At 55.8% G+C, this 22,542-nt stretch carries 22 protein-coding genes and 2 pseudogenes; 7 read left to right on the forward strand and 17 right to left on the reverse strand.

Going from position 1 to position 22,542, the window contains the following annotated elements; genetic code table 11:
- Positions 1-224, forward strand: a 224-nt coding sequence (locus BTJ39_RS18830; RefSeq protein ID WP_139356381.1) for a DDE-type integrase/transposase/recombinase, incomplete at its 5' end; no start/stop codon positions are given.
- A 54-nt stretch (positions 225-278) separates the two neighbouring features.
- A pseudogene (locus BTJ39_RS18835) lies at positions 279-896 on the forward strand (aldo/keto reductase); the annotation flags it as partial.
- A 136-nt stretch (positions 897-1,032) separates the two neighbouring features.
- Here BTJ39_RS18835 and pgpA read toward each other — a convergent pair.
- The 6 genes from pgpA to nrdR form a co-directional block, all read right to left on the reverse strand.
- Positions 1,033-1,527, reverse strand: a complete 495-nt coding sequence (pgpA, locus tag BTJ39_RS18840; RefSeq protein ID WP_078004262.1) for a phosphatidylglycerophosphatase A — start codon at positions 1,525-1,527, stop codon at positions 1,033-1,035.
- Positions 1,514-2,491, reverse strand: coding sequence for a thiamine-phosphate kinase (gene thiL, locus BTJ39_RS18845; protein ID WP_078004263.1), 978 nt, complete (start codon positions 2,489-2,491; stop codon positions 1,514-1,516). Before thiL ends, pgpA begins: the two co-directional genes overlap by 14 nt.
- A gap of 51 nt (positions 2,492-2,542) precedes the next feature.
- The gene (gene nusB / locus BTJ39_RS18850) at positions 2,543-2,962 is read right to left on the reverse strand and encodes a transcription antitermination factor NusB (protein ID WP_078004265.1); all 420 of its coding nucleotides are present in this window, start codon (positions 2,960-2,962) and stop codon (positions 2,543-2,545) included.
- Between the two features lie 16 nt (positions 2,963-2,978).
- On the reverse strand, positions 2,979-3,449 hold the full coding sequence (gene ribH / locus BTJ39_RS18855) for a 6,7-dimethyl-8-ribityllumazine synthase (RefSeq protein WP_078004266.1): 471 nt from the start codon (positions 3,447-3,449) through the stop codon (positions 2,979-2,981).
- Positions 3,450-3,538: 89 nt separating this feature from the next.
- Positions 3,539-4,642, reverse strand: coding sequence for a bifunctional diaminohydroxyphosphoribosylaminopyrimidine deaminase/5-amino-6-(5-phosphoribosylamino)uracil reductase RibD (ribD, locus tag BTJ39_RS18860; RefSeq protein WP_078004268.1), 1,104 nt, complete (start codon positions 4,640-4,642; stop codon positions 3,539-3,541).
- Between the two features lie 2 nt (positions 4,643-4,644).
- Positions 4,645-5,094, reverse strand: coding sequence for a transcriptional regulator NrdR (gene nrdR / locus BTJ39_RS18865; protein ID WP_078004270.1), 450 nt, complete (start codon positions 5,092-5,094; stop codon positions 4,645-4,647).
- Positions 5,095-5,269: 175 nt separating this feature from the next.
- Here nrdR and lysM point away from each other — a divergent pair, with 175 nt between their 5' ends.
- Both lysM and BTJ39_RS18875 read left to right on the forward strand, forming a co-directional pair.
- A complete protein-coding gene (lysM, locus tag BTJ39_RS18870) occupies positions 5,270-5,695 on the forward strand; it encodes a peptidoglycan-binding protein LysM (RefSeq protein WP_078004271.1) in 426 nt (141 codons plus the stop codon).
- 20 nt (positions 5,696-5,715) lie between these two features.
- Positions 5,716-6,261, forward strand: coding sequence for a DUF3251 domain-containing protein (locus BTJ39_RS18875; protein WP_078004272.1), 546 nt, complete (start codon positions 5,716-5,718; stop codon positions 6,259-6,261).
- A gap of 57 nt (positions 6,262-6,318) precedes the next feature.
- Here BTJ39_RS18875 and secF read toward each other — a convergent pair whose 3' ends face one another.
- From secF to queA, 5 genes are all read right to left on the reverse strand, one after another.
- Positions 6,319-7,287, reverse strand: coding sequence for a protein translocase subunit SecF (gene secF, locus BTJ39_RS18880; protein WP_078004273.1), 969 nt, complete (start codon positions 7,285-7,287; stop codon positions 6,319-6,321).
- Positions 7,288-7,297: 10 nt separating this feature from the next.
- Positions 7,298-9,145, reverse strand: coding sequence for a protein translocase subunit SecD (gene secD / locus BTJ39_RS18885; RefSeq protein ID WP_078004274.1), 1,848 nt, complete (start codon positions 9,143-9,145; stop codon positions 7,298-7,300).
- A 27-nt stretch (positions 9,146-9,172) separates the two neighbouring features.
- Positions 9,173-9,505 (reverse strand): preprotein translocase subunit YajC, encoded by a 333-nt coding sequence (gene yajC, locus BTJ39_RS18890; protein WP_078004275.1) that lies wholly within the window; start codon positions 9,503-9,505, stop codon positions 9,173-9,175.
- Positions 9,506-9,523: 18 nt separating this feature from the next.
- Complete coding sequence (tgt, locus tag BTJ39_RS18895) at positions 9,524-10,654, reverse strand: tRNA guanosine(34) transglycosylase Tgt (protein ID WP_078004276.1); 1,131 nt, start codon at positions 10,652-10,654, stop codon at positions 9,524-9,526.
- 100 nt (positions 10,655-10,754) lie between these two features.
- Positions 10,755-11,825, reverse strand: a complete 1,071-nt coding sequence (gene queA / locus BTJ39_RS18900) for a tRNA preQ1(34) S-adenosylmethionine ribosyltransferase-isomerase QueA (RefSeq protein WP_078004343.1) — start codon at positions 11,823-11,825, stop codon at positions 10,755-10,757.
- Between the two features lie 147 nt (positions 11,826-11,972).
- Between queA and BTJ39_RS18905 the strand changes: the two genes are divergently transcribed.
- The 3 genes from BTJ39_RS18905 (at position 11,973) to BTJ39_RS18915 (ending at position 14,756) form a co-directional block, all read left to right on the forward strand.
- On the forward strand, positions 11,973-12,554 hold the full coding sequence (locus BTJ39_RS18905) for an acyl carrier protein phosphodiesterase (RefSeq protein WP_078004278.1): 582 nt from the start codon (positions 11,973-11,975) through the stop codon (positions 12,552-12,554).
- Between the two features lie 148 nt (positions 12,555-12,702).
- Positions 12,703-13,305: a peroxiredoxin C gene (locus BTJ39_RS18910; protein ID WP_078004279.1), complete on the forward strand. Its 603-nt coding sequence runs from the start codon at positions 12,703-12,705 to the stop codon at positions 13,303-13,305.
- 185 nt (positions 13,306-13,490) lie between these two features.
- The gene (locus BTJ39_RS18915; RefSeq protein WP_078004280.1) at positions 13,491-14,756 is read left to right on the forward strand and encodes a histidine-type phosphatase; all 1,266 of its coding nucleotides are present in this window, start codon (positions 13,491-13,493) and stop codon (positions 14,754-14,756) included.
- 6 nt (positions 14,757-14,762) lie between these two features.
- Here BTJ39_RS18915 and proY (BTJ39_RS18920) read toward each other — a convergent pair whose 3' ends face one another.
- The 6 genes and pseudogenes from proY (BTJ39_RS18920) to phoB all read right to left on the reverse strand — a co-directional run bounded on the left by proY (BTJ39_RS18920) (position 14,763) and on the right by phoB (position 22,415).
- A complete protein-coding gene (gene proY / locus BTJ39_RS18920) occupies positions 14,763-16,151 on the reverse strand; it encodes a proline-specific permease ProY (RefSeq protein WP_078004281.1) in 1,389 nt (462 codons plus the stop codon).
- Between the two features lie 174 nt (positions 16,152-16,325).
- Positions 16,326-17,691: pseudogene (gene proY, locus BTJ39_RS18925) on the reverse strand (proline-specific permease ProY).
- Positions 17,692-17,755: 64 nt separating this feature from the next.
- On the reverse strand, positions 17,756-19,075 hold the full coding sequence (gene brnQ / locus BTJ39_RS18930) for a branched-chain amino acid transport system II carrier protein (RefSeq protein WP_078004282.1): 1,320 nt from the start codon (positions 19,073-19,075) through the stop codon (positions 17,756-17,758).
- A 338-nt stretch (positions 19,076-19,413) separates the two neighbouring features.
- A complete protein-coding gene (locus BTJ39_RS18935; protein WP_078004283.1) occupies positions 19,414-20,367 on the reverse strand; it encodes a PstS family phosphate ABC transporter substrate-binding protein in 954 nt (317 codons plus the stop codon).
- Between the two features lie 11 nt (positions 20,368-20,378).
- Positions 20,379-21,701 (reverse strand): phosphate regulon sensor histidine kinase PhoR, encoded by a 1,323-nt coding sequence (gene phoR, locus BTJ39_RS18940; RefSeq protein WP_078004284.1) that lies wholly within the window; start codon positions 21,699-21,701, stop codon positions 20,379-20,381.
- Positions 21,702-21,725: 24 nt separating this feature from the next.
- Positions 21,726-22,415: a phosphate response regulator transcription factor PhoB gene (gene phoB, locus BTJ39_RS18945; protein ID WP_078004285.1), complete on the reverse strand. Its 690-nt coding sequence runs from the start codon at positions 22,413-22,415 to the stop codon at positions 21,726-21,728.
- Between the last annotated feature and the right edge of the window lie 127 nt (positions 22,416-22,542).

Here is a 22,542-nt window from a genome sequence, read left to right on the forward strand (position 1 = left end):
GCATTAAGGTCAGGCAGAGTAAGTATCTGAACAACCTGGTGGAGCAGGAGCACCGGAATATCAAACGTCGGATACGCCAGATGCTGGGGTTCAAATCATTCCGGAGGGCGCAGGCGATACTGGCAGGTATCGAAATCATCCACATGCTACGCAAAGGGCAGCTTCAGAATCCGCACAGAGACGGTTTGTCCCCGGCAGAGCAGTTTTATCTTCTTGTTGCGTAAACAATCACCATCCAGGCTTTCTGTCAACCTGCTGGCGTTAATGCGACAGAACCTTATGTCGATCTGCTGCAGATCCACCGCTGGGACTACAACACCCCGCTTGAAGAGACGCTGGAGGCGCTACATGATGTGGTTAAATCCGGTAAAGCGCGCTATATCGGCGCTTCATCAATGTTCGCCTGGCAGTTTGCCAAAGCGCTTTATACCGCCGATAAACACGGCTGGACGCGCTTCGTCAGCATGCAGGATCAATATAATCTGATCCAGCGTGAAGAAGAGCGGGAAATGCATCCGCTATGCCAGGCTGAGAACATTGCGGTAATGCCCTGGAGCCCGCTGGCTCGCGGTCGCCTGACGCGCCCATGGGGCGAGACCACCGCTCGTTCGGTTTCCGATGAGTTCGGCAAAACCCTCTACGACCGCAGTGAAGAGAACAACGCCGCAATCGCAGAACGGGTAACTAACCTGGCGCGTGATAAAGGCGTCAGCCGCGCGCAGATTGCGCTGGCGTGGATGCTGCATAAGCCGGCGGTGACGTCACCGATTGTTGGCGCGTCGCGCGCCGAGCAGCTGGAAGATGTTGTCAAAGCGGTTGAGGTGGAGCTCAAGCCTGAAGAGATAGCCGAACTGGAGAGCGTTTATCAGCCTCATGCAGTCAGTGGCTTTGAATAAAGCGTTAAGCCAGGCGCTTCCTGGCGTTTGGTCATGGGGCCTCGCTGCCGCATGACCTGCGGATTCGCTCAGACGCTGCGCCGCTCGCCCGTTACCAGCGAGCGGCGTATTCAGCAAAAGCTAAATCGTCTGCGCGTTAACAGAACCAGCTGCCGGCCAGCCAGAGGATCGCCGCCGAGATAATTCCCGCCACGATATCGTCCACCATAATACCCATGCCGCCATGTACGTTGCGATCGAACCAGCGAATCGGCCAGGGTTTCCACATATCGAGAATGCGAAACACCACGAAGCCCGCCAGCACCCAACGCCAGCTGTTAACCGGGATAGCCAGCAGCGTGATCCACATGCCGATAAACTCATCCCAGACGATGCTGCCGTGATCGTGAACGCCCATATCTCTGGCGGTGCGATGACAGAGATAAACCCCAATGCTGATTGCCAGCAGCAACAGCAGCGAATAAAGCTCAAGCGGCAGCAGTCTGAGTAAATACCAGAAGGGAATGGCGGCCAGCGATCCCATCGTGCCGGGCACCCAGGGGCTCAGCCCACTGCCAAATCCAGTCGCCAGCAGGTGCCAGGGATTACGCATGCTGAGGCGGCTTTTCGCCTCATCTTTATTTACCAGCAAAATGATCGAATCCTTTTTTACCACTGCTTACCAGCTGCCCGTCGCGCAACAGGGTTACGCCCTCGGCCGCCGCCCTCATCTGGCCGATGCAGGTATAAGGCACGCCAGAGTGGCTTAACGCTACGTCCAGCGCGCCGCGGTTTACCTCCGGCACGGTAAAGCACAGCTCATAATCCTCACCGCCGTGCAGCGCCCAGCTTATTTGCTGCTCACGACTGAAGTGCGCCTGCAGGGTATCTGAAATCGGTAGCGCATCGAGATTCAGGCTGGCGCCGCAGTCGCTGGCTTTAAGGATGTGGCCTAAATCCGCCAGCAGGCCATCGGAAATATCAATCGCCGCGCTGGCAAGGCCGCGCAGCGCCTGACCTTGCAAAATGCGGGGCATCGGACGCAGATGGCGTTTTATCAGCGCCTCGTTGCTCACCGGATCGTTAAGACGCTGATGATGCTGCAGCAGCGCCAGCCCGGCAGCGCTGTCGCCGAGCGTTCCGGTGACATATATCCAGTCGCCCGGCCGGGCGCCCGAGCGTTTTAGCGCTCTGCCCGTCGGTATCAGGCCGTGGATGCCCAGCGTCATACTCAGCGGCCCGCGCGTCGTGTCGCCGCCAATCAGCTGTACGCCGAAGTAATCCATCAGCTCAAACAGACTGTCGCTAAAATCCCGCAGCCAGTCTTCATTAATCTGCGGTAGGGTAAGCGCCAGCGTAAGCCAGGCGGGATCGGCGCCCATCGCCGCAAGATCGCTAAGATTCGCCGCCAGCGCTTTATAGCCTAAATCAGCCGGATGGATATCACGCAGGAAATGGATGCCTTCGACCAGCGTATCGGTACTGATCGCCAACGTTTGCTTTTCAGGAACGTTCAGCAGGGCGCAGTCGTCACCAATGCCTTTTTCGACGTCGCGACGCGAACCGGCTGCACGATCAAAATAACGCGCGATGAGTTCAAATTCGCCACAGACCATAGTGAGATTCCGTGAGTAAAAGATAAAGGCCGGGAAACCGGCCTTGCAGGATTACTTCTTATTCGGGCGTATTTGCGGCGCGGCTTTATCCAGTACGCCATTGACAAACTTATGGCTGTCTTCAGCGCCGAAGATTTTCGCCAGCTCAATGCCTTCGTTAATCGCCACTTTGTAGGGAACGTCGCTACGCTTGCTCAGTTCATACAGCGACAGGCGCAGGACAGCCCTTTCGACCTGCCCCAGCTCTTCCAGCTGGCGCGAGAGGTAAGGCTTCATTAACCCGTCAAGATAGGCGCTGTTGGTCGCTACGCCAGTCAGGAGCTCGCGAAAGTAACCAATATCAACGTCTTTAACATCCTGTTCCGCCAGAAACTGATATTCAACATCGGCGATGTCATTGTGCGACAACTGCCAGGAGTAAAGTGCCTGGACTGCGCATTCACGTGCGCGGCGGCGGGCAGCAGGTTTCACGAAATTCCCCTTAAAATCAAGCCTTGATGGCTTTCAGTACGTTAATCATTTCCAGAGCGGTCAGTGCGGCTTCCGCCCCTTTGTTGCCCGCTTTGGTGCCGGCGCGTTCAATCGCCTGCTCGATGTTTTCGGTTGTCAGAACGCCAAACGCCACCGGAATATCACTGTTCATTGATACGCTGGCCAGGCCTGAACTTGCTTCGCCGGCAACGTATTCGAAATGGGCAGTGCCGCCGCGAATAACGGTTCCCAACGCCACGACCGCATCGTGTTTCCCCGCCTTCGCCAGCGCCCGTGCCGTCATTGGCAGTTCATAAGCGCCCGGAACCCAGACCACGGTGATGTTGTCTTCTTTCACCTGGCCGATGCGCTTTAACGCATCAATGGCGCCGCTCAGCAGGCTATCATTGATGAAGTTGTTGAAACGGGAAATCACAATAGCAACGCGCGCATCAGGCGACGCAACAGCAGCTTCGATAACTTTCATAGAGTTCCTTATCGGATTCGGTAATGGCCCCGAGGGGGGCGGATTTTATCATATTCTCACGCGCTCTGCTTCCGCTTTTGCGCAACGCGCTACTGCGGCGTCAGAATCAGGCGCACATCCGGTCCAATCTGGCGAACGTCGCTGAAGATAAAGCCCGGCGCATCAGCCAGATAGCTTAATCCCGGAAGCTGACACAGGCCGCGCGCCGCGTCGCCCAGCAGCTTCGGCGCCAGGTAAACGATAAGCTCATCAACCACGCCGGCCTGCAGCAAGGACCCGGTCAATTCTGCACCGGCTTCAACCCATAGCGTATTAATCTGCCGTTTTCCCAGCAGCATCAGCAATGAAACGATATCCACTCGCTGATTAACCGCGGGCAAACTGAGCTGATGCACCGACGCCGGCCACGTCTGATGATCCTCGTTAAGACGCGCCAGCCAGGTTTCGCCCGGCTGATTAATCAGCCGCTGCTGCGGGGTAATTCGATTCTTGCTGTCAATAACCACCCGCACTGGCTGGCGTAGGCTATCAGGCGCCAGCTGCTGCTGCAGGTCGGCGTTAAGCTCCTGCCAGCGTACGGTTAGCGAAGCATCGTCAGCCAGTACGGTGGCACTGCTGGAGAGAATAGCAGAGCTCATGGCGCGAAAATGTTGCACATCCCGGCGGGCCTGCGGCGAGGTGATCCACTGGCTCTCGCCGCTGGCCATCGCGGTACGGCCATCCAGCGATGCGCCAAGCTTAAGCTGCACCCAGGGAAAACCGGTACGCATCCGCTTGAGAAATCCCCGATTGAGACGCTCAGCCTCCTGCATCATCAGGCCGTGACTGACATCAACGCCAGCCTGCTGCAGGCGATAAAGTCCGCGCCCGGCTACCTGCGGGTTAGGGTCCTGCATAGCCGCAACGACTCGCCTGATGCCGGCTGCCAGCAGCGCATCACAGCAGGGCGGCGTGCGACCAAAATGGCTACAGGGTTCCAGGGTTACATAGGCCGTTGCGCCGCGCGCGCGTTCGCCAGCCATGCGCAACGCATGAACTTCGGCATGCGGCTCGCCGGCGCGCTGATGCCAGCCTTCGCCAACGATCTCTCCGTCGCGGACGATAACGCAGCCGACGTTCGGATTGGGGGTCGTCGTATAAATACCGCGCCGCGCCAGCTCCAGCGCGCGCGCCATAAACAGCTCATCGCTCATAGTTAATCCTGCAGGCGGGCGATCTCTTCACCAAACTCGCGCACATCTTCAAAGCTGCGATACACCGACGCGAAGCGAATATAGGCAACCTTATCCAGCTTTTTCAACTCATCCATTACCAGCCCGCCAATCATTTTACTGGCAATTTCACGCTCGCCGGTGGCGCGCAGCTGAGTTTTGATATGGCTCAGGGCGTCTTCTACCGCATCGGCGCTGACCGGGCGCTTTTCCAGCGCCTTCATGATGCCGCTGCGCAGTTTGTCTTCATTAAAAGGCTCGCGGATATCATTACTTTTCACCACCCGCGGCATGACCAGCTCCGCCACTTCAAAAGTGGTAAAGCGCTCATGGCACACCAGACACTGACGCCGCCGCCTTACCGAGGTTCCCTCACCCACCAGGCGGGAATCAATCACTTTCGTATCAATAGCAGAGCAAAATGGGCAATGCATAACGCTTCCTGGTTTCACCAAATAAAGCGCAGTTTAGCGCGAAGTTGCTGCTAACTGAAACGTTTACCCCTCCGGCCCGCGCCGCGATCGGCGCCGATAAATGTTACAACCGGTAAAATTGACTATCCTTAAGTTGCTGCTCCATTAAAGGAGCCTAACTAAGAGGAGATCGAATATGGGACTGTTTAGCTTTCTCGAAACGGTGGGAACCAAGCTTTTCGGCGCTGCAGAGGACAAAAACGCCGCGCTGCAAAAGCACATTCAGGAACTTAACCTGCCGGGCAGCGACAAGGTCAGCGTTAAAGTTGATGGTGATAAAGTCACGATTAGCGGCGACGGCGTGTCACAGGAGGTGAAAGAAAAAATCCTGGTGGCGGCGGGCAACGTGGAAGGCATTAAAACCGTCGATGACCAGGTAACCACCAGCGATACGCGCGAAATCCGTACGTACAGCGTTAAATCCGGCGATAACCTGAGCAAAATATCGAAAGAAGTCTATGGCGATGCCAACCAATACAATAAAATCTTCGAGGCTAACAAGCCGATGCTGACCAGCCCGGATAAAATTTATCCCGGACAGGTTTTGCGCATCCCTGATTAAGTCTTAATGGATATCGCCTAATGATGGTAAGGAATTATTTTGCGGCGCTGACGACAGCCATGCTACTGGCAGGCTGCACGACAGCGCCGCCGCACCAGGTTAATCAGTTGCATAATCAAGTCAGCAAACTGAATAAAGAAATGGGCCAGCTAACCCGCCAGGCCAGCGCGCTGGAGCAGCAGAACAGCCTGAACGTCAACTCCAGTCAGGGAGCCTGGCTAATCCCCGGCGCGAAAACGCCGGTGGTGTTACAAAGCCAGATGGGCGATCTGAACCTGTCATTGACTGCCCCTGAAGCGGATGACGGCAGTAGTAAAATACGGCTGCACATCCAGGCTAAAGATGCCAGCCGCCTGCAGCCATTTAGCGCACGGATTGAGTGGGGCGAGCGCGACAGCGCCAGCGGAAAACCGCTGCCGGGCAGTAATCAAAATCAGCAGATCCACGTCGATGGCGGGCTGACGGCGAGCCAGAGCATAACGGTGACGCTGCAGCTAAACGGCATCCAGCCAGAACAGCTGGGATATGTTCGGGTCCATGACATCGTGCCGGACAGCGGCCAATAATAAAACGGCACCCTGGGGTGCCGTTGGTTGTTACTGCTTATCAGCCGGAGCGGTCGCTTACGGTAAAATCGAAGGCTGATCCGCCCCCTCTTTTTCCACCTTCTGGGTAATCATATGCTCGCGCCTCATGCCCAGCTTCAGCGCCAGCGCGGAAGAGACATAAATTGACGAGATGGTACCGATGGTGACGCCGATCAGCATCGTCAGCGAGAAGCCTTTCAGCAAAGCGCCGCCGAAGACGAACAAAATCAGCACCATGGCAAGGGTGGTCGCCGAGGTGATAATGGTACGGCTCAAGGTCTGGGTCAGAGAAACGTTGGTGATATCATAAGAAGAGCCGCGACGTATCTTGCGGAAGTTCTCACGAATACGGTCTGAAACCACGATCTTATCGTTAAGCGAATAGCCGATAACCGACATCAGCGACGCGATAATCGTCAGGTCAATCTCGATATGGAACAGCGAAAGCAGTCCTACCGTGATGATGACATCATGGATCAAAGCCAGTACCGTCCCCAGCGCCAGACGCCACTCAAAGCGAAAGCCGATGTAGATCAGGATGGCGCCCAGCGCAGACAGCAGCGCCATTGCACCGGCCTGCGCTAAATCGCTACCCACGCTCGGACCGACAAACTCAATGCGCTTCACGGTGGCATCCTGGTGGGACGCCTGATTGATAACCGTCACAACCTTGTTGCCCAGCTCCTGCCCGGCCGGCCCTTTGGTTGGGGCCATACGCACCATCACATCGCGGCTGCTGCCGAAGTTCTGCACCTGCGGCTCGGCAAAACCTGCCGTCTGCAAGGCGCTGCGCAGCGTATCAAGCTCGGTGGGCCTTTCCAGGTTGATTTCAATCACCGTACCACCGGTGAAATCAAGCCCCCAGTTAAAGCCACGCACGCCAATAATGGCGATGGCCGCAACGATCAGCAGAGCGGAGATGATAAAAGCCAGCGCGTCCCAGCGCATAAAGTCGACGACTTTACGCCCGTGGTTCAGCTGCTCAATATTGTATTCACGTGCCACAACTCGCTCCTCAGATTGACAGCTTGCTGATACGTTTGCCGCCGTAAACCAGGTTAACGATGGCGCGGGTACCCAGGATCGCGGTGAACATAGAGGTGCCGATACCAATTGCAGTGGTAATCGCAAACCCCTTGATCGACCCGGTGCCCACAGCATAAAGAATGATGACTTTAATCAGCGTCGTTACGTTAGCATCGACGATACTGGAGAAGGCGCCTTTATAGCCTTCATGAATCGCCTGCTGCACGCTGCGCCCATTACGTAACTCTTCTTTAATACGCTCGTTAATCAGTACGTTAGCATCAACCGCAACGGCCAGTGTCAGCACGATCCCCGCGATACCCGGCATCGTCAGCGTCGCTCCGGGAATCAGCGACATAATGCCGACGATAAGTACCAGGTTAGCCAACAGCGCAGAGGTGGCGATCAGACCAAATTTCTTGTAGAACACCACCATAAACAGGATTGACGCCAGCAGCCCCCACAGGCAGGCTTCCAGCCCCTGGGTAATGTTTTGCTGTCCCATGGTCGGGCCAATGGTGCGTTCTTCAACGATCTGGATCGGCGCGATCAGCGCACCGGCGCGCAGCAGCAGTGAAAGCTGGCGGGCTTCATTCGGGTTGCTGATGCCGGTGATACGGAAGCTGTTACCCAGACGCGACTGGATATTCGCCACGTTGATGACCTGCTCCTGTTTCTCCAGGATAGCGTGCCCTTTAGCATCTTTCTTACCGCTGTCTTTATACTCCACGAACAGGGTCGCCATCGGCTGGCCGATGTGGTCCTTGGTGAAGTTAGACATGATGTTACCGCCCGTGCTATCAAGTGAAATATTCACCTGAGGCTGGTTGTACTCATCCATACTGGAGGTGGAGTCGGTAATATGATCGCCGGTCAGAATTACGCGTTTGTACAGCACCACCGGCTGACCGTCGCGGGTATATTTCACGTCGGAATCGCCCGGCACGCGGCCGTTTGCCGCCGCGCTGGCATCAACCGAGGTATTAACCAGACGGAACTCAAGCGTCGCGGTTGCGCCAAGAATTTCTTTCGCCCGCGCCGTGTCCTGAATCCCCGGCAGCTCAACCACAATGCGGTCTGAGCCCTGACGCTGAACCAGAGGTTCGGCGACGCCAAGCTGGTTCACGCGATTGCGCAGGATATTGATATTCTGCTGCACCGCATATTCCCGCGCTTCACGCAGACGCTCATCAGTCATTACCGCACGCAGCACATTATCGCCGCTGCTGGAAATAACCAGATCGCGGTGGCGCGGAGATAAATAGCTAATAGCCGCATCGCGGTCGGCTGAGTTAGGGAACTGGATCTGCAGGCCGTAATTAGCCGCTTTGTTGATGGTGGTGTAAGGGATATTTTTTTCACGCAGATCGCTGCGCAGGCCATCAATATTCTGTTCCTGAAGCTTGCTCAGCGCAGTGTCCATATCCACTTCCATCAGGAAGTGAACACCGCCGCGCAGGTCAAGCCCCAGCTTCATCGGCTCCGCATTAAGCAGCTTCAGCCACGTCGGGGTTGCCGGCGCGAGGTTGAGCGCCACGACATACTTATCGCCCAGCGCTTTGGTCAGCGCCTCACGCGCATGCAGCTGAACGTCGGTATTGGCAAAGCGCGCCAGAATATTACCTTCCTCCAACGCAACCGACTTCGCCGGAATATTATCTTGTTTGAGAACGCTCTGGATTTGGTCCAGCGTCTGTTCACTGGCGGCGGCTCCGCGCACGCCAGTGACCTGAACGGCCGGATCCTCACCATAAAGGTTGGGAAGTGCGTAAACCAGACCAACGATAAATACCACGGTCAGTAAAACGTACTTCCACAAAGGATAACGGTTTAACACGGTAGTTCCCTTAGGGAAAACAGATAATTACAGCGCCTTCATTGTACCTTTCGGCAGAACGGCAGCCACGAAATCACGTTTAACGACCACTTCAGTCGTGTCGTTCAGAGCGATGGCGACATAGCCGGTTTCAGCAACCTTAGTCACGCGGCCAACCAGCCCGCCGGTTGTCAGCACTTCATCGCCCTTGGAGATAGAATCCATCAGCTTCTTATGTTCTTTGGTACGCTTCTGCTGCGGACGCAGGATCATAAAGTAGAAAATCAGGCCGAAAACCACCAGCATAATAACCAGAGAGTAAGGGCTCCCCTGCGAAGGGGCGCCGGTAGCGGCCATGGCATCAGAAATAAAAAAGCTCATCAAAATTTCCCTCAATTGTTAATTATCAGAGGATAAGGGCGCAGCCGTCTTACCCATCCGTTGATAGAATCCCAAAACAAAGCGCTCTAATGTACCCTCTTCAATAGCCTTGCGTAAACCCGCCATCAGGCGTTGGTAGTAACGCAGATTATGAATCGTGTTCAATCTGGCACCGAGTATTTCGTTACAACGATCCAAATGATGCAAGTATGCGCGGCTGTAATTGCGACAGGTATAACAATCGCATTCGGCATCGAGCGGAGAGGTATCATCTTTATGTTTGGCATTGCGGATTTTCACCACGCCGTCCGTCACAAAAAGATGGCCGTTGCGGGCATTGCGCGTCGGCATCACGCAGTCGAACATATCAATGCCGCGCCGCACGCCTTCTACCAGATCTTCCGGCTTGCCCACGCCCATCAGATAACGTGGTTTATCCTGCGGGATTTGGGGGCAGACGTGCTCAAGAATGCGATGCATATCCGCTTTCGGTTCGCCGACCGCCAGGCCGCCCACAGCGTACCCATCAAAACCTATATCCACCAGCCCCTTGACGGAAACATCACGTAAATCTTCGTAAACGCTGCCTTGAATAATGCCAAACAGCGCATTTTTATTATCTAATGCATCAAAACGTTCACGGCTGCGTTTCGCCCAGCGGAGCGACATTTCCATCGAGCGTTTAGCATAATCCCACTCCGCCGGATAGGGCGTACACTCATCGAAGATCATGACGATATCAGAGCCGAGATCGTACTGAATTTCCATCGACTTCTCGGGGTCGAGAAAAATAGCATCGCCATTAATTGGATTGCGGAAATGAACGCCGGCTTCGGTTATCTTACGGATATCACCGAGGCTGAATACCTGAAATCCCCCCGAATCCGTAAGAATTGGCCCAGGCCAGTTCATGAAATCGTGTAGATCGCCGTGCAGCTTCATAATTTCCTGACCGGGACGCAGCCAGAGATGGAAGGTATTGCCCAGTATTATCTGTGCGCCGGTCTCCTGCACTTCTTCCGGCGTCATACCTTTTACCGTGCCGTAGGTGCCTACCGGCATAAAAGCCGGCGTTTCTACCACGCCGCGATCGAAAATAAGACGGCCGCGGCGGGCGCGACCATCGGTCGTATCAAGTTCAAATTTCACATTCACTCCATCACCAGAGAAACAGTCCGGCGACTAATCAAAAGAAGCGCATTCTATCAATGCTACACGCGGCTTGCTATACACCTCAGCCGCCGAAACTTTACTCGCCGACGCGTTCATCCGGCGCGGCGGGGTTGCGACTGATAAACATCGCATCCCCGTAGCTGAAAAAGCGATATTGTTGCGCCACGGCCTGCTGATAAGCGTGCATGGTATGGCGATAGCCGGCAAATGCGCTAACCAGCATGATAAGCGTCGATTCAGGCAGGTGAAAATTCGTCACCAGCGCATCGATTATCTGATAGTGGTAGCCCGGATAGATAAAGATGCTGGTGTCATCGAAAAACGGCGCAATCAGCGCATTCTGTGCCGCCTGCGCGGCGCTCTCCAGCGAACGGACCGAAGTTGTGCCAACCGCGATCACCCGATTGCCGCGTGCTTTACAGGCCAGCACCGCGTCGACCACCTCCTGCGGCACCTCGGCATACTCGGCGTGCATAATGTGGTCTTCAATACTATCAACCCGCACCGGTTGAAAGGTACCGGCGCCCACGTGCAGCGTAACAAAGGCGGTTTCAATGCCCCTGGCACGCAGCGCCTGCAGCAGCGGCTGATCAAAATGCAGCCCGGCCGTCGGCGCGGCAACCGCGCCGGGCTTCTGGCTGTATACCGTCTGATAAAGCTCGCGATCGGCCTCTTCATCGGGACGATCAATATAAGGCGGCAGCGGCATGTGCCCTACCGCATTAAGAATTTCCAGCACCGGACGCGGATCTGCAAAGACGATTTCAAACAGCGCATCGTGACGCGCCACCATCGTAGCATTGACACTCTCGTCATCACCCAACAAAAGCGCGCTGCCCGGCTTAGGCGCCTTGGATGCCCGGACGTGCGCCAGCACACGGTTATCATCCAGCATCCGCTCTACCAGCACTTCAATTTTGCCACCGCTGGCCTTGCGCCCGTAAACGCGTGCCGGAATAACCCGGGTATTGTTAAACACCAGCAGATCGCCCGGATGAAGTTTATCCAGCAGGTCGGTGAATACCCCATGGCTGAGATTGCCGGTTTCTCCGTCAAGCGACAGTAAACGGCAGCCGCTACGCTGGGCCTGCGGATAGTGGGCAATCAGAGAGTCAGGTAAATCAAATGAGAAATCAGCAACGCGCATGGTTATTTTTGGCAGAGTTAAAACAGGGCGCATAGTTTAACGGAAAAGCCCCCGCAGCAGAACCTTTCTCATCGCCGATTGCCGCGAAACCTGCGCGACAGCAAAAAAATATCGCCGGGGGCGGCAAATTGCCAATATACTGCCGCGATGAACTTTCTTGCTCATCTTCACCTTGCCAGCCTGGCGAACAGCTCGCTGCTGGGAAACCTGATGGCCGACTTTGTGCGCGGCGATCCTTATCATAGCTGGCCGCCGCCGATCGCGGCAGGCATCGCCCTGCACCGCCGTATTGACGTACTGACCGACGGCCTGCCGGAGGTGAAAGCGATGCGAGCGCACTTTCGCCCCGCAACCCGGCGCGTTGCCCCCATTACCCTGGACGTCGTCTGGGACCATTTTTTGTCACGGCATTGGGATCGGCTGAACCCGCAGCAATCGCTGGCGGATTTCCTGCAGCAGGCCGAGGCCAGCATCGTCCCCCAGCTGGCGCACACCCCGGCTGCATTTCAGAATCTGAATCGCTATCTGTGGCAGGAAAACTGGCTGCAACGCTATGCCGAACGGGACTATCTGCAACAGGTATTCAATGGAATGGCCAACCGGCGTCCGCGGCTGTCAGCACTACGCGACTCCTGGCTGGATTTTTGCGATAATTACCCCGAACTTGAGCAAGCGTTCTGGCAGTTTTATCCCCGGATGATGACGCAGGCGCACAGCGGCCAGCTCTGACAGCCGCCGATAGCCAGCAGCGCTTTAATTTGACGCTAACAATTTGGCTACAGTAAAGGCGGGCGCTATTTACATTGGTTTCCAACCTCGCCTCGCTTATACTGCCGCCGTCTTGTCATTAAAACCTAACCAACTAACAGGAGTGAAAATGGTCCTGGTAACTCGTCAAGCCCCGGATTTTACCGCTGCCGCAGTATTAGGTAACGGTGAAATCGTTGAAAATTTCAACTTCAAAAAGCACACGGCAGGCAAACCTACCGTACTGTTTTTCTGGCCGATGGATTTCACGTTCGTTTGTCCGTCAGAGCTGATTGCTTTTGACAAACGTTACGAAGAATTCAAAAAGCAGGGTGTGGAAGTTGTCGGCGTATCCTTCGATTCTGAATTCGTTCACAACGCCTGGCGCAACACCCCGGTCGATAACGGCGGGATCGGCAAGGTACAATACGCGATGGTTGCCGACGTTAAGCGTGAAATTCAGAAAGCTTACGGCATCGAACATCCGGATGCAGGCGTCGCACTACGCGGCTCCTTCCTGATTGATAAAGACGGCGTGGTTCGCCACCAGGTCGTTAACGACCTGCCGCTGGGTCGCAATATTGATGAAATGCTGCGTATGGTTGATGCGCTGCAGTTCCACGAAGAGCACGGCGAAGTTTGCCCGGCTCAGTGGCAGAAAGGTCAGGAAGGTATGGGCGCGTCTCCGGAAGGCGTGGCTAAATACCTCAGCGAGAACGCCTCTAAGCTGTAACCTGCCTTAGATTCATTTCTGGCTATCTCAATACCGGTCCCTGTGGCCGGTATTTTTTTGCCTGCAAGTTGGCCGCCACCCTTCACAGCGAACGGGTAACGGCTGTTTTCGGATCATGCTGCATATCAGGCAGACCACCACGCCGCTACAATCCGGGATTATGGTAACCGACAGGAAACAGATCGATGAGGCAGTGGCTGAGCGCGGGTTTATTATTCTTACTATCAGCAGTGAGCGCGCCGTGCCTTGCTCAGTCCGCGCCGCAGTGGCAGCTGGAAAAAGTGGTAGAAATTGCCCGCCACGGCGTGCGCCCGCCGGTATCATGGGACAGACGCGCAATAGAAGCCGACACCGGCCGGAGCTGGCCGCGCTGGTCTACGCCTGACGGAGAGCTGACGCAGCACGGCCGGCTGGCGGCCACCATTAAAGGTCAGCTGGAAGGCCAGCACTATCGCCGGCTTGGCCTGATCGACAAAGATTGTCCTACGGCGCGTGATGTCTATATTTATGCCAGCCCGCTGCAGCGCACGCGGGCAACTGCCGACGCGCTAAGCCAGGGCGCCTTCCCCGGCTGTCAGCTGCAGGTACATTATCAGCAAAGCGGCAACGATCCGCTGTTTCTCACCGGCTCTCAGCGCATCCCGCTGGACGGCACGAAAGCGAAAGCCGCCGTATTGCAGGCAATGGGCGGCAGCGTACAGGCGGCACAACGGCGCTGGCAGCCTGAGATTAACCGCCTGGCGCGGGCGCTATGCCAGCAAGGCCGTCCCTGTCCGTTGCTTTCAACGCCCTGGGCGCTAAACGTTAACCATCCCGGCAACGTTTCTGTGCCGGCTCTTGACCATCAGGCAGCCGCAGCCGAAACGCTGCGTCTGGCCTGGAGTGAAGGTCTTCCGGCGGCACAGGTAGGCTTTGGCAGCGTCAGGCAGCAACGCGATTTAACCCCGCTACTGGAGCTAAACAGCGTGAAGTACCGCTATAGCAACGACGTCCCCTATATTGCCAGCCGCCAGGGTTCGCGCCTGCTGGCGCAAATTATCGCGGCGCTGGAATCAGAGCGCCCCAGTGACGTCGGGCAACGCTGGCTGCTGCTGGTGGCCCACGATAATAACATCGCTTATTTACGCACCCTGCTGCGTTTCCACTGGCAGCAGGCAGATTATCCTGAGGGAAATATTCCCCCCGGCGCAAGCCTGGTCTTTGAACGCTGGCGCGATAATTTCAGCGGCAAACGCTATTTGCGCATCCTGTTCCGCACCCAGCGGCTGACGCAAATTCGCCATCTCACCCCGCTAAAATCAATCAGCGATCTGCTGCAAACGGAATATAGCCAGCCCGGCTGTCGGCACACCGACGCGGGCATTCTCTGTCCGCTGGACGCCAGCCTGCAAACCTTCTCGCAACGGCTGGATAGCGAGGTGCTGCAACCGTTCAGCTGGCCCTCTTCCTGAAGGGATTTAAGCCGATGTGTCCTCTTCAGGTTGGGGGACAGGCGCTATCCGCTGAATTTTACGCTGATACAACAGCTTCCAGGCCAGCAGCAACCACAGTACCCAAATACCGCCCGCATACAGCGAAATCCGGGTATCCGGCCGGATACCAATTAATACAATGATAAAGATCAGAAACAGTATACCGATGGCTGCCGTCAGCACGCCTCCCGGCAGGGGAAAACGCGGCATCGGGCTGCCCGCAGCGCGCAGGCTACGGCGATAGCCGATGTGCGATAACAGAATCATCATCCATACCCAGACTGTGGCGAAGGTCGCCAGCGAGGCGATAAGCAAAAAGACGTTTTCCGGCATCAGGTAATTCAGTAAAACCGCCAGCAACATCGCCAGCATCATACCGCTGACGGTCACCCAGGGAACGCCCCGACGCGAAACGCGCTGAAAAATACGCGGCGCCTGCTCTTGTTCAGCCATGCCATGCAGCATCCTTCCAACGCCAAATACATCGCTGTTAATCGCCGAAAGCGAGGCGGTAATCACCACAAAATTAAGCAATGACGCCGCAGCAGCAATGCCCAGGTGCTGAAATGTCAGTACAAAAGGGCTGCCCTGGGTACCGACCTGATTCCAGGGGTAAATAGCCATAATTACAAACAGCGTCCCCACGTAGAACACTAGGATGCGTAGGGGTACCGCATTGATCGCCGCCGGAATCGCTTTGTCCGGATCGCGCGCTTCCCCGGCGGTAATACCGATGATTTCAATACCACCATAGGCGAACATGACCACCTGTAGCGAAAGCCACATACCGGCCAGGCCATGAGGAAAAAAGCCGCCCTGGCGCCAGAGATTATCGATGCCGGTTGGCTGGCCGCCGTTACCGATCCCCCAAATAATGATGGCCAAACCAGCGACGATCATTAAAGCGATCGCCACCACTTTCACCAGCGACAGCCAGAATTCCACTTCACCAAAAATATTGACGCTCATCAGATTGATGGCGCCGATGACCAGCACTACGCTCAGCACCCATACCCAGTGGGGCACCTCAGGAAACCACACGCTCATATAGACGCCGAAGGCGGTCACGTCGGCGATAGCCACGATCAGGATTTCGAAGCAGTAGGTCCAGCCGGTAATATAGCCGGCCAGCGGACCAAGGTAGTGATGGGCGTAGTGGGAAAAGGAACCGGCCTGAGGATTATTTACCGCCATTTCGCCGAGGGCGCGCATAATAATCCATGCGGCACCGCCGCCGATCAGATAAGCCAGTATCACTGCTGGCCCGGCAATTTCGATGGCCTCCGCCGAACCATAAAACAGCCCGGTGCCGATAGCCGATCCCAGCGCCATAAAACGGATATGCCGAACGCTCAATCCCTTCTTTAAAGCCATAACTCCCCACTTGTCTATACGTGTAAGGTCATGTGCAACATAGTCAGCGCGGGAAACAAGGGCAATGATAAATCTTTGACTGGTATCGCTTCAGCTCACAGTTTTGAAAATTAAAGGGAAATTTTAGTCTGCGCGGCACCCATTAACCGGGTGCCGTAAACCTGTAAAGAGAGATTATGATGACGAAGCGCGCCGCGCTGCCGCCCTGAGAACCAGCTGCCAGCCTGTAACCAACAGCAGCAACCAGGCCGCACCGACGTACAGCGATATGCGGGTATCCGGGAAGTAGCCGATCAGCACGATGATAAACGCCAGAAACAACACGCCGACCGCCGCGGTAAAGCGCCCGCCGGGCATAGCAAACTGCAATGACTTACGCTGCTCCGGCGTGAGCTGGCGACGAAAAGCAATATTCGCCAGCAGGATCATGATCCATACCCACACCGTGGCAAAAGTGGCTAACGAAGCGATAACCAGAAAAACCTTCTCCGGCATCAAGTAATTGAGATAAACCGCGATCAGCAGAGCGACCATCATCACCACCACCGTCAGCCAGGGAATGCCGCGCTTTGAGACCTGACCAAATGCCCGGGGCGCCGGCCATGCCATGCAGCATACGCCCGACGCCAAAGACGTCGCTGTTTATCGCTGAAAGGGAGGCGGTAATCACCACAAAATTGAGGATCGAGGCCGCCGCCGCAATCCCCATATGCTGGAAGGTCATCACAAACGGACTGCCCTGGGTGCCTACCTGATTCCACGGATAGATAGACATGATGACAAACAGCGTGCCGACATAGAACACCAGGATACGCAGCGGCACCGAGTTGATCGCGCGCGGAATGGAAATCGCGGGATCTTTCGCCTCGCCTGCCGTAATGCCGATAATCTCAATGCCGCCGTAGGCAAACATCACCATTTGCAAAGAGAGCAGCATCCCCACGATGCCATGGGCAAAAAAGCCGCCGTTGCTCCACAGGTTATGGATACCGGTGGGCTGACCACCGTTACCGATCCCCCAGATAATGATGGCGAACCCGGCCAGAATCATCAGTACGATAGTGGCCACTTTGAAAAAAGAGAACCAGAACTCCAGCTCGCCAAATACCCGCACGCTCATCAGGTTAATCGCGCCGATAATCAATACCACGCTGAGCACCCAGATCCAGTGCGGCACGTCCGGAAACCACACCCCCATATAAACGCCAAACGCGGTTACATCGGCAATGGCAACGATCAAGATTTCAAAGCAGTAGGTCCAGCCGGTTATATAGCCAGCCAGCGGGCCGAGATAATCCTGGGCGTAGCGCGAAAAAGAGCTGGCCTGAGGGTTATTCACCGCCATTTCGCCCAGCGCGCGCATAATGATATATGCCACCGCGCCGCCGATAATATAGGCCAGCAGCACGCTGGGCCCGGCCATCTGAATGGCATCGGCGGAACCATAAAATAACCCGGTGCCAATTGCCGATCCCAGCGCCATAAAGCGGATATGGCGGGAACTCAATCCTCGTTTGAGTGAGCGATTTGATTGTTGCATTCCGTTCAACCTTCAAATGAAAAACCACGGGCAAGCCCGTGGTTACGGCGGGTATTGAAAACGATTACTGATGCGCCGTCTGCTGCTTTTGTCCCAGCAACCGATCGCTGATGGCGGCGATCAGCGCCACCACCAGCGTCGGCGGCAGCCAGGACAGTCCCTGATCCGCCAGCGGCAAACGTTGGAAAAATGCCGGCACCATGCTGGTGACGTTGCTGGATTTAAACGCATCCACGATGCCAAACAGCAGGCTGACCAACATCGACGGCGCCACCAGACGGCTGCTTTTATTCCACCAGTTCAGCGTAAAACTCAGCACCACCAGCACGATGCACGGCGGATAAATAGCCGTCAGCACCGGTACCGAAATATGGATAAGGTGACTCAAACCAAGGTTGGACACCACCATCGAAAACAAGCCGAGAATGAACACCAGCGTCCGGTAGGAAAACGGCAGATACTGCGCAAAAAACTCGGCGCAGGCGCAGGTCAGCCCCACCGCCGTCACCATACAGGCGACAAAGATCAGCGCCGCCAGCAGAAAGCTGCCGAAGCCGCCAAAGGTGTGCTGCACATAAGCATGTAAAATCGCCGCGCCGTTAGCCCCCTGCTCAACCAGCGCGCCGCTGCCGGAGCCGAGCTTAAACAGGCTGAGATAAAGCAGCGTCAGGCCGATACCGGCGATAATGCCGGCAATCATGGTGTAGCGCGTCAGCAAAGAAGCCTGCTCAACGCCGCGAGAGCGGGCGGCGTTAACAATAACGATGCCAAACACCATCGCGCCCAGCGTATCCATGGTGAGGTAGCCGTTAACAAAACCGCTGGAAAACGCGGCGCGCTGATAGTCGACGGTCGCCGGCACCAGTCCGCCCGCAGGCCAGAGCAGTGCGGCAACGCCCAGGATAGTTAGCGCAACGATTTTCAGCGGCGCGAGGAAATGGCCGACGGTATCCAGTAGCTTGCCCGGATACAGTGATATGAGGATCACCAGCGCAAAGTAGATCAGGCTGTAAATCAGCAGCGGGCTGGCGCCATCACCGGTAATTGGGGCGATGCCGACTTCAAATGATACGGTTGCGGTGCGCGGCGTTGCAAACAGCGGGCCAACCGCCATATAACAAACCGTCGCCAGCAGCACGCCGGCTTTTTTGCCAATCGGCGAGCTGAGCGCATCAATGCCGCCACCCACCCGGGCCAGCGCAATAACCGTGATAACCGGCAGTCCGACTGCGGTTATCAGGAAACCCGCCGCCGCTATCCAGACGTGCTCACCGGATTGAATGCCAACCATGGGGGGGAAAATGATATTGCCTGCGCCAACAAACAGCGCAAACGTCATAAAGCCCAGCGCAAGAATATCCTTAGTCTTTAAATAATGTGTCATATCCGTGGTGTTGCCTGTAAAACTTGAGTCGTGGAGGTTATGTACTGGTACGTACTGCGTAGAATTGTTGTTATAAGCGGGCGCTAGTAAAGCGTTTGTAGCGTAGAAAGGCAACACTACATTGGAAAAGCAGAGTGATATAGTACATTTAAGAAAAAAACCAGTGAATCCGTTCAACCAACGCCATTATAGCGCCATATGATTTGTATAATTTCCAGGCAACACGCCATTGCTCGCGGCAAACCGCCGCCATGACGCGCCTTTGGCACAATATAAGGTTATTTTCAAACCTCACAGGCAAGCCGCTTATCTCACTGCTGCGGCTGGCTATCGCGGGATTAGCGGCGGCTGAAGCTGGCAGCGCTGCCCTGGCCTTCGATCTCTTTCAGCGCCTGCCGTCGCTGCATTTCGGAGAGGGGTAAATAGCCTGACTGGCGCACCAGCGCCTGTCCTTCTGGCGACAGGATTTGCTGTAAAAACGCCCGGGTTAACGGGTCGGGAGGCTGGCCCGGCGCCTTATTAACGTACAGATAAAGCTGGCGAGTAAGCGGGTAGCGTCCGCTGCGGATATTCGCTTCATCGGGCGCTATCCAGTCAGCACCGTTATAGGACAGCGGCAGCATGCGCACACCGCTTGCCTGAAAGCCAATGCTGGCATAGCCGATGGCATTGCGGGTGTTAGCCACCGCCTGAACCACGGCGGAAGAGCCAGGAAACTCGGCAACATCGTTGCGAAAATCCCCCTGACACAGCACCCGATGTTTGAAAAATCCCCAGGTACCGGAAGCGGAATTACGGCCAAATCGCTGAATGCGCAGCGCCGCCCAGCCAGGCTGCGTGACGCCTAAATCCTGCCATGTAACCGGCACGGGGCCGGGACCACAGCGGCGGGTTATCGAAAATAGCGCGTCAAGCTGCCTGAGGCGCAGACCGCGCAGCGGGTTATCCTGGTTAACCATCACCATCAGGGCATCGGTCGCCACCGGAATTGCCAGCGGCGCATAGCCAAAACGGTCGATAAACAGCTGGCGTTCGCTGGCCTGCATTGGACGACTCATCGCCCCGATTTGCGCGGCGCCGGCCGCCAGCGCCGTTGGCGCGGTTGAAGATCCTGCGGCCTGAACCTGAACATTGACGCCCGGATGCTGCCGGTTAAAATTCTCCGCCCACAGGGACATCAGCCCCCCCAAGGTATCCGAGCCGACGCTGGTGAGGTTGCCCACCAGCGGCTGCTCAGCCGCCACCGCCCCGGCACTCAGCAATAGCAGTATCACAAAAGCCAGCTTTTTCATTCCGTTATCCGTTAACGATCGCCAGCCACATTGTCCTTCAGCGCCGGCGCGACAATTAATCCCGGCGCCAGCGTAAAGCTGAATACCGTTTCTTCGCCAGGTTCGCTGGTAATATCGAGCCGGGCATTATGGTGGCTGAGCACATGTTTGACGATCGCCAGCCCTAATCCACTGCCGCCGGTCTGGCGCGAACGCGCCTTATCAACCCGGTAAAAACGTTCAGTTAGTCGGGGAATATGTTCGGCAGCAATCCCCGGCCCGTTATCTTTCACTGCAAAGCGCGCGGCACCCTGCGGCGTGCGCAGCCAGCTGATATCAATACGCGTCCCTTCAGGAGTGTGATTAACCGCGTTATAAACCAGATTCGATATTGCGCTGCGCAGCTGCTCATCATTGCCTAACACCCGCAAATGGGGATCGGTATGGAAATAGATCTGATGGCGACCAGCACTCAGCGTTTCCGCTTCCCGCTGCAGCATGCTTAGCATCACCGGAACGTCTATTTTATCCTGCAACTCAAACGACGGCGCAGCTTCAATGCGTGAGAGAGTCAGCAATTGCTTAACCAGCGTATCCATGCGCCGACTCTGTTCCTGCATCGTATTTAGCGCTTTATCACGCAGCGCGGGCGGCATATCACCGTCATGCATCATTTCCAGATATCCCTGGAGCACCGTGAGCGGCGTGCGCAATTCATGACTGACGTTAGCAAAAAAGTTACGCCGCGCCCCCTCCAGCTTGTGCATTTGCGTGACATCGCGCGCCACAATCAGCCACTGGCCTTCGCTATAGGGCATGATGCGGAATTCGATATGACGGCTGTGGCTGATAACCAGCGTCAGAGGCCGACTAAAATCACGCTCGCGCAGGTAGCGGGCAAACTCAGGATAGCGCAGCAGATTGAGGATATTCTGACCATAATCTTCCGGCCAGCGCAAACCGAGAATTTGTTGCGCCAGGCCGTTACACCAAAAAATGATCCCTTCTTCCGTTGCCAGCACCAACGCATCGGGCAGTGATTCGGCGCCGCTGCGAAAACGCTTAATCAGCTGGCGAAGCTCGCGGCGGCGGCGGCGGTTGCGCGATTGCATCTGATTGAGACCATAAAACAGCGTTTCCCAGCTGCCATGGCCGCTGGGCGGCGTCATCCTGCGATCAACCCACAGCCAGTGGGAAAGGCGCAGTAAGTTCCTGGCGTGCCAGAACATTAACGCCAGTAATGCCAGCACCAGCAGCCAGGGGAGGTAGCCGAACAGCAGCCCGGCAATCAACGCGGGCAAACAGACCAGCATCAGCTCCAGAGCTAATCTTTTCCAGGTAAGGCGTTCCAGCACCGTATAAACTCCAGAGAGTAAAAATCAGTAACGGGCAGAGAAACGATATCCTGTTCCGCGCACTGTCTGCACCATGCGATCGTGACCGCTGACTTCCAACGCTTTACGCAGCCGGCGAATATGCACATCAACGGTACGATCTTCCACATAGACGTTGGTTCCCCAGACGTTATTCAGCAGCTGCTCGCGGCTGTAGACGCGCTCCGGATGAGTCATAAAGAAATGTAGCAGCTTATATTCAGTCGGCCCCATTTCCAGCGGCATATCACCGGACATAACGCGATGAGAAGAGGGATCGAGGCTTAGCCCCTGAATCTCGATAATCTCTTCCACTGCCATCGGTGAGATGCGTCGCATAACGGCCTTAATGCGCGCGACCAGTTCCTTTGGTGAGAAGGGTTTGGTGACATAGTCATCGGCGCCGACCTCCAGTCCGCGCACCTGGTCCTCTTCTTCGCCGCGCGCCGTCAGCATAATAACCGGAATATCCCGCGTCATCGCTTCACGCTTCATATGTTTAATAAACTGAATGCCGGTGCCGCCGGGCAGCATCCAGTCGAGTAATATCAGGTCGGGCCAGGGCTCAATCAGCAGGCTGATAGCGCTGTGGTAATCTTCAGCTTCAATAGGTTGAAAATCATTTTGCTCAAGGACAAAACATAACATTTCCCGAATCGGGGTTTCGTCTTCAATTACCAGAATACGCTTTGCCATCATTGCTCCTGCTAACGCGACGATCGTCGCTTAATATGCGGCAACATTATGCGTCAGTTTTATGACATATTTATGAAAAATGCATCTGACAAGTAACGTATTAATAACAGAATTATGACGGTAAAAA

This window comes from Izhakiella australiensis (assembly GCF_002006995.1).
GTDB classification, from domain to species: domain Bacteria; phylum Pseudomonadota; class Gammaproteobacteria; order Enterobacterales; family Enterobacteriaceae; genus Izhakiella; species Izhakiella australiensis.

Bases quoted from the DNA above. Each gene is read 5' to 3' on its own strand.
- thiL (WP_078004263.1), bottom strand. From the start codon at position 2,491: ATGGTCTGTGGCGAATTTGAACTCATCGCGCGTTATTTTGATCGTGCA.
- ribH (WP_078004266.1), bottom strand. From the start codon at position 3,449: ATGAAAGTTATCGAAGCTGCTGTTGCGTCGCCTGATGCGCGCGTTGCT.
- ribD (WP_078004268.1), bottom strand. From the start codon at position 4,642: ATGAGCGATGAGCTGTTTATGGCGCGCGCGCTGGAGCTGGCGCGGCGC.
- nrdR (WP_078004270.1), bottom strand. From the start codon at position 5,094: ATGCATTGCCCATTTTGCTCTGCTATTGATACGAAAGTGATTGATTCC.
- lysM (WP_078004271.1), top strand. From the start codon at position 5,270: ATGGGACTGTTTAGCTTTCTCGAAACGGTGGGAACCAAGCTTTTCGGC.
- BTJ39_RS18875 (WP_078004272.1), top strand. From the start codon at position 5,716: ATGATGGTAAGGAATTATTTTGCGGCGCTGACGACAGCCATGCTACTG.
- yajC (WP_078004275.1), bottom strand. From the start codon at position 9,505: ATGAGCTTTTTTATTTCTGATGCCATGGCCGCTACCGGCGCCCCTTCG.
- queA (WP_078004343.1), bottom strand. From the start codon at position 11,825: ATGCGCGTTGCTGATTTCTCATTTGATTTACCTGACTCTCTGATTGCC.
- BTJ39_RS18905 (WP_078004278.1), top strand. From the start codon at position 11,973: ATGAACTTTCTTGCTCATCTTCACCTTGCCAGCCTGGCGAACAGCTCG.
- BTJ39_RS18910 (WP_078004279.1), top strand. From the start codon at position 12,703: ATGGTCCTGGTAACTCGTCAAGCCCCGGATTTTACCGCTGCCGCAGTA.
- BTJ39_RS18915 (WP_078004280.1), top strand. From the start codon at position 13,491: ATGAGGCAGTGGCTGAGCGCGGGTTTATTATTCTTACTATCAGCAGTG.
- proY (WP_078004281.1), bottom strand. From the start codon at position 16,151: ATGGCTTTAAAGAAGGGATTGAGCGTTCGGCATATCCGTTTTATGGCG.
- brnQ (WP_078004282.1), bottom strand. From the start codon at position 19,075: ATGACACATTATTTAAAGACTAAGGATATTCTTGCGCTGGGCTTTATG.
- BTJ39_RS18935 (WP_078004283.1), bottom strand. From the start codon at position 20,367: ATGAAAAAGCTGGCTTTTGTGATACTGCTATTGCTGAGTGCCGGGGCG.
- phoB (WP_078004285.1), bottom strand. From the start codon at position 22,415: ATGGCAAAGCGTATTCTGGTAATTGAAGACGAAACCCCGATTCGGGAA.